The organism is Verrucomicrobiota bacterium (assembly GCA_016871535.1).
In the GTDB taxonomy this organism is placed as follows: Bacteria; Verrucomicrobiota; Verrucomicrobiia; order Limisphaerales; family SIBE01; genus VHCZ01.
This window is the reverse complement of record VHCZ01000322.1, coordinates 1-6,512: the sequence shown is the minus strand read 5'-3', so window position 1 is coordinate 6,512 and position 6,512 is coordinate 1. Positions and strand designations below refer to the sequence as shown.

The 6,512-nt window shown below is 62.0% G+C and carries 4 protein-coding genes; 2 read left to right on the top strand and 2 right to left on the bottom strand.

Annotation, left to right across the window (positions count from 1 at the left end; translation table 11 throughout):
- A partial coding sequence (locus FJ398_24975) for a hypothetical protein (GenBank protein ID MBM3841148.1) occupies positions 1 to 787 on the top strand: 787 nt, incomplete at its 5' end.
- A complete protein-coding gene (locus FJ398_24970) occupies positions 678 to 1,895 on the top strand; it encodes an exo-alpha-sialidase (protein MBM3841147.1) in 1,218 nt (405 codons plus the stop codon). The genes FJ398_24975 and FJ398_24970, both read left to right, overlap by 110 nt.
- A 33-nt stretch (positions 1,896 to 1,928) precedes the next feature.
- Here the strand turns inward: FJ398_24970 and FJ398_24965 are convergent, their stop codons facing one another.
- Positions 1,929 to 2,216: a hypothetical protein gene (locus tag FJ398_24965; GenBank protein ID MBM3841146.1), complete on the bottom strand. Its 288-nt coding sequence runs from the start codon at positions 2,214 to 2,216 to the stop codon at positions 1,929 to 1,931.
- A gap of 171 nt (positions 2,217 to 2,387) precedes the next feature.
- On the bottom strand, positions 2,388 to 5,120 hold the full coding sequence (locus tag FJ398_24960; protein ID MBM3841145.1) for a LamG domain-containing protein: 2,733 nt from the start codon (positions 5,118 to 5,120) through the stop codon (positions 2,388 to 2,390).
- Positions 5,121 to 6,512 lie beyond the last annotated feature (1,392 nt).

Genomic DNA, 6,512 nt, shown 5'->3' with positions numbered 1-6,512 from the left:
CGCCATCCTTGCGGGACTTCTACTGCCCGCACTGACCAAGGCCAAGGAGCGGGCCAAGTCGATCAAGTGCCTGGGCAATGCGCGCCAGATCAGCTACGCCGGGCTGATGTATGGTGATGATTACTCCCGGCACGTCACGTTTAGCGGCGGCATCGACCGCAAGACCCTCCTGTATCCGTATCTCCAGCAGGGTCGCAGCAACGCCGATGTGTCGGGTCTTCAGGTGTGGAACTGTCCGGCCAACCAGCAGCCGACCAACGCCGCGGGCTACGGCTTCAACACGCTCCTGAACAACGTCATCATGACTACCATCGCGAACCCCACGGAAACCGTGGACGTCGCGGACGCCGGCATCAATGCGCCCGGGGTGTTCATCCTGTCCACGCACCTCATGCCGCCGTCCACCGTTCAAAACGCGTCGTTGGGAAGACCAAATCCGCGCCACCTCAACGGCCGCGGCGTGAACATTGGCTTCGTGGATGGCCACGCCGCCGCGACGCTCATCGAGCCGCCTTTCTATCCCGGCCGACGCTCATCGAGTCGCCTTTCTATCCCGGCCTGCCCGGCGTGTGGCTCGGGAACGGAGTCACCAATCCTGCCGACCCCAACTACAAGGACCAATGGTTCGACACGTATTGAATCGAGTCGCCCGCAACGCATCGGCAACCCGAACCCTTATGAAGACCCTCCTCTCGATCGCCGCCACGGCGGTGCTGTGTCTGGCGGCGCACGCGGCGGCGCCCTCCTCGTCCGTTTCCGCTGGCGGATTCGCCGCGTCGTGTTTTGACGTCACGCGGGACGGCACCAACGGCGTCCACCTCCTCTACGGGCGGCCCGCCGTTGATGGTTCGATCCAACTGTTCCATTGCGGCTCGGACGGCAGCGGCGGTTCGTGGTCGCAGCCGGTGGCCATCCCGATGGCGCACGCGCCGGCCGCCTCGCACCACCGCGGCAACGACCCGCAAGTTGCCGTGTCCGGAAATCACATTCTTGCCATCTGGACCGCGAAGGGCGGCGGACCGTTCGGCAGCGGGCCGATCGGCGTCTCGCTCTCGAGTGACGGCGGGAAGACCTGGCGGCCGGGCCGCGCGCCTGCCGTCGCGAGCGAGGGCGAGGAAAAGACGGGTTACCGCTTCCCCGCGACCGCGGCGGGGCCGGACGGGTTTCACCTTGTCTGGATTCACGCGGCGGGGACCGAGCGCAGTCTTCGCCACTCGCGGCTTGGATTCCAGTCGCAGGCTTGGTCGGCGCCGGGCGTGATTGATCCCGTGATCTGCGCGTGCTGCTGGAATGTGCTGAAAGTGGACGCATCGGGAACATTGTGGGTTCTTTACCGCGACGACGAACCGCGCGACCTGGCTGTGGCTTCATCCGGCGACGGCGGGCGCACTTGGTCGTTGCGCGGAAGTGTCGGCCAGTTCAAGTGGAAGTTTGTCGGCTGCCCGCACGTTGGCGGCGGCCTCGGATTTCCAGGCGCGGCGAAGTCCGCGTCGGAATTCCTGGTGTCCAGCGTCTGGACCGGCCATACGGCCGCTGGCGCGGCGTTCGCGCTGGCGAGTCGCGACGGCGGCAAAACCTGGCCCCAGCGCGTCGAACTGACCAGCGGGGGCGCGGCCGGTCGTCACACCGACGCCGCGGCGCTCTCCGAGAATCACGCCGCGGCCGTGTGGGACCAAGTCTCGCCCGACGGTCCCTCGGTCCATGTGAGGTTCACAGGGGACGGGGGCACGACGTGGAGCGAACCCCGCCGCCTCTCGAGGCCCGGCCGGAATTCCACTTACCCGCGGCTCATTGCGGGTCACCAGCGCTATCTTGTATTCTGGACTGAGAAGGACAGCAGCAAGCAGTCATTCTTGCGGATGGAGGAGATTCCGCTGGCAGCAACAGCTCGATGAGGCGACGCAGCCGTGGACGTTCCAGCGCGCCGGCTACTTCGGCGGCGCGAGCAGGCGGAGGGCGGCGGCCTGGAGCGCAGCCTCGAAGGATTCCTGCTTTGTAAAGCCTGCAGGCGGATCGAACAGCCGCGGGTCGGAACGCTGCATGCGCACGGCCTTGAACTGCAGCCCGTAAGTGCTGCCGTCGCCGGTCTTCACGCGCAGCTTCACGGGGAGATTGGCGAGGTCGCGCGCTTCCCACACGGTCGCCTGTTCCTTGCGCGCGGCGTCGCCGGCGAGCGTGACGAGGAACTTGTTGAATGGCCACCCCCAGCCAGGCACACTCCAGCCACGTCGAAAAGCAAATGCCTATCAGTGAACTTCCCATGATTCACGCGGCAAAGCTGCAACCAAAGTGGAGCGCGGCCATCCGGCTGCGTTCGAGTGGTTCGTGGATAAATTTCGCCTTCCGCTTAATTCGTTTGGAAAACGCTCCGCGCCTTGACGCGGTCATCATTGTTGAGCGCGGTAAAACCGGGTCGCTGCGCTGGCCGGGATTGTGTAGGGAGAATTGGCCCCGCTCACCGTGGCAAACGGGCCATTGACATTGGCCGACTCCTGCAAAACTCCCGCCGTCCACCTGAGGGTCACGTTGCTTGCGCCGGAGCGGACAATGGCAATTGTAATTGGGTTCCCCGCACCACTTTGGCCCGCAGCGTAGTGAGCTTGAACGCGGCTGGCACTCAGCGCCTTGTTGTAGATCGCCACTTCATCGATTGCGCCGGCGAAACTTCCTTCCCAACCATTTCCCGTCGAGCCGATGGCCCAGTCCGCATTGTTCACCACCAGCGCGCCCACGGAATCGGCCTTGGCAGCGACTTGCGCGCCGTTGCGGTAAAGCCTCCAGTTGGAGCCATCATACGTGCCCACGAGGTGAATCCAATTCGTGCCTCCCAAGTCGCCCGCAGGAACGGCGAAACTGACGCCGTGTGAATTCGTCCCGTCGGATGAGCCAATGGAATAGCTCGTTCCGCCGCCGTCGATGCGCAAGGACACTTCCACGGCACTGGTCGGCGCGGCATTGGTCTCTGGTGAAGAAGAGAGGAAGTTGCTCAACGTTGGCGGCCCGTGCGAGAGAATCCGGGCGGGATCGCCTTGGGTCGCGCCGGGTTTGATCCACGCCTCCAATGTAATCTGGCCGGAGACGTTCAGCCCCGACGGGTTGTTCAGGCTGGCCCAGTTCTTCGAGCTGTCCAAAGACACTGCCGTGTTCGCTGACTCGAAACCTGCCAGCGCCGGCGGTCGTGGTCCGGCAGCTCCATTTGTGGCAAGAACCAGGTTTCCATCGGCAACGCTGCCAAGAGTGCCCGCGTTGGCTGCCGTATAAAGGGCGGGATCATTGAAACGCAGGTAAGTTGGCGGCCCTTGTCTTTGCAAGCCGGTCCCATCAGAAGTCGCCGTGAGCACCAGCGTTTCATAATTATTGGTCGCCGGGCGTGAATTGGCGCCAGCGCGGTAGTGCGCGAGGATTTGCTCGGCCGTCAAAACGTAGTTCGTATAAATGGCCACTTCGTCAACGTCTCCTTCATAGGGGTTGTTGCCTAGGCCCGACTTGGCGTTATAGGAACCCACCGCGAAATCCGCCGGAGCGCCGCCATCTTCGGGCGGATTGACATTCGCCGCGTAACGGGCGGCGATGTTCGTGGCCACGGCGACACCGTTCACATAGGCGGTCAAGACGCCGACCCACTGGTTGTTGCCGTTGCCACTCGGATCGCCGTTGTCCGTTTCCGGCTGCCAGGTGAACACCAAATGCTGCCATTGTCCGATTGAATAGTCCGTGGCAGTCAGAATGTCCTGGCCGCCGCTGCCCGCGCCACTGTACATCCGGAAATTCCAGCCGTGGCCTTCGCTCGCCGGATAGGTCAGGTTGGGATTGCGTTGGAAAATAACCCACCCGGTGCGGCCTGTGCCGCCAACCCAGCGGTTGTTCACCGGACACTGGCCGCCTTGTTCGTCCTTCATGGGCCGGAACCATCCTTCGAAAGTGAAAGGAACGCCGGCGTTGGGATTGTTCGCCGCCGCCCACGGCATCGTCGTCGTGGAATTTCCATTTCGCTTGTGATAAGCGGCTGCGCCATCGTCCGTCCGGCCAGCCAATGCGCTGGCGGCGGGGTGCCTGACTTCAGCAGTGTGAGTGGCGTTTCCCGCTGACCGCAAGTCACCCATGTTGATGGCGACATCCGGCCCCGGAGCGATCTCATCCAGCCGCAAGTATTCCACCGGGCTGTCCGATTGAATCAACGTTTCGTAAGGCGTGCCGCGGCTCGCGTTGGTGCCATTCTGGTAATGCGCCAGGATTTGAGCGGAAGTCAGCTTCTTGGCGTAGAACGCAAACTCGTCCACGGCTCCAAAATAAGGATTCGAGTTCGGCGTCGCGGTGTTGTTGTATTGTCCGAAAGAAAGTCCGGCCGCTCCTCTGACGGCTTCGGCGGGATCATGATCGTTTGTGTTGGCTGCGTAACCGGGGTCCGTTCCACTAGAGCCGCCGGTCCAGGTGTTCGTATTCGCCGCCACGCCGTCGATGTACATGATTGCCGACGCGTTCGTGAGGCCCGCAGGGTCGTAAACCACGACGACATGGGTCCATTTGCCAACCTGGTAAGGCACCTGGCTGGTGACATCCACGCCGCTGCTGCCGCCACTGCCGCGATACATTCTGAAATTCCAACCCACGCCTTCGTAGCCGGGTTTGCCCGAATACGAAAGGTCCGGCGCGCGTTGAAAGAAAACCCATCCTTGACGGCCGGGCGTTGAAGTGGAGTAGGCGTAACGATTGTTGATGGGGCACTGCCCGCCGTTGATCTGGTCGCTGGCCGGATAGAGCCACGCCTCGACCGTGAACGGTTGTGTGTTCGCCGGGTTCAAGGCTGCGTTCCACGGAATAATGGTGCGCGAGGCGAAATCGAAAAACGAAGAACGATTTCCGTTGCCGGCGATCGCGCCCGGAAACGGACGCACGACCGGCAGATCATTCGTGGCATTTCCCGACGCGCCCAAACTGCCGCTGTTCTTGTTGACGGACACGCGGCTGGTGTCGTCGTTGAAGCGATAATAACCCAGCGGACTGTCGCTTAAAACGGTTGAAGGATAATCAGCCAACGAGTCGGAGGCTGCGAACGCCGCGAGAACAGCGCCTGCCAATAAGCTTGTGCGAGTGCTACGAATGGAAAATTGCGTGTGCATAAGTTTTGGGCTACTGATAGGAATTTGCTTTTTCACGAAATGAAGGGAGCGTAGCCATCCGGGGTCAGGGCTTCAACACAAATGGCCGGCTCAACGCTCTGGTCTGATTCTGGTCGGAAGGATTCTGGCCTAGGACGGACTCCGCGTCCGGCCCAGGCCAGAATCTTCACGAAGGCGCCGTCCGCGGTGCGACCTGTCTGCGACGGGTATCCGGGCGTGCGCGACTCCGTGAGCGCCGGGTAATCGCGCACGTGAAACTTCCCGTCCGACCATCGCCTCGCTGGCTGACCAGCGGGAAATCAATGTTCGCCAGCTGCTCCCAATCAATCACGCGGACTCGCTCCGTCTCCGTCCAACCTATGCAACCTGTTCAAACTCCTTCAGCGGCACTTGGGATTGCAGATAACCAACCAACGCATCCCGCTCGGGTGGCGCAAGCTGTTGCAGTGATCCGAAGAGGTTTGGGTCGCGGGCGCGCAGCGCGGCGAACTGCCCTTGTTCCAACAATAGTCGGCATTGTGGCTCAAGCAGGAATGAAACAAACACCGTGCGCAATTCACGGCTGTGCGTGGCGTTTGTCTCGGTCGTCGCGATGAAACGCTCGAAAGCCTCATCCGCAAGCTGGCTGCGCGTCGGAATCTCAGGAATCAATCCGAACACGCGAGCGAGAATTTCCCGCAGACTCGGCAAACGGTCGGATTTGTAAATCTCCTGGAGCTTGGGGAGATTCCAGAACTCTTGCGGCTTCTCGAACAGCAGACGACGGACGCGCTCCTCGACGGCGGGCCAGTCCTCATCGTCGTATGCCTGGCGCAGAACGGCGTCGCTGGCGACGGCCTCGCTGGCCTGTTGCGCGAAACGCTCGCGATACATCTCGCGGTCAATCCGCATCCCGAAAAGCCCAATCTCTTCACGGATAACCTCCGCCATTGGGTCAACCGACGTGTTCGTGAAATCGTCAATGCGGATTGGGCCTTCGCCACCACCGCCACCGCCTTCTTCGGGCGGACCTTTGGGCAGCGACAACTGCTTGTCGTAGTCAAAATCCTCCTCGAAGTATTCGCAGTTGGCGAAGAAGTCGAAGAGCGCGAAGCCGTCCTTCTCGGCCGTGCGCTGGTTTGCGCCTTCGCCGTGCTTGAAGGTGTAGAGCCGCGTGCCACGCCCTTTGATCTGGATGAAATCAGTAGGCGAGAAAATCGGGCGCGTTAGCGCCACGTTCAGGATGTCTTCGCAATCGTAGCCGGTGGTCATCATGCCGACGGTCACGCAGACACGGGTGCGGCTGGTGTCGTAATCGCGGACCCTGTCCGCCTGCCACTTGGATTTGCCGTTGAGGTTGTTGTTGGCGAAATCAATCGTCATCTGCTGCGCGCCGGGAATGTCTGACGTGAC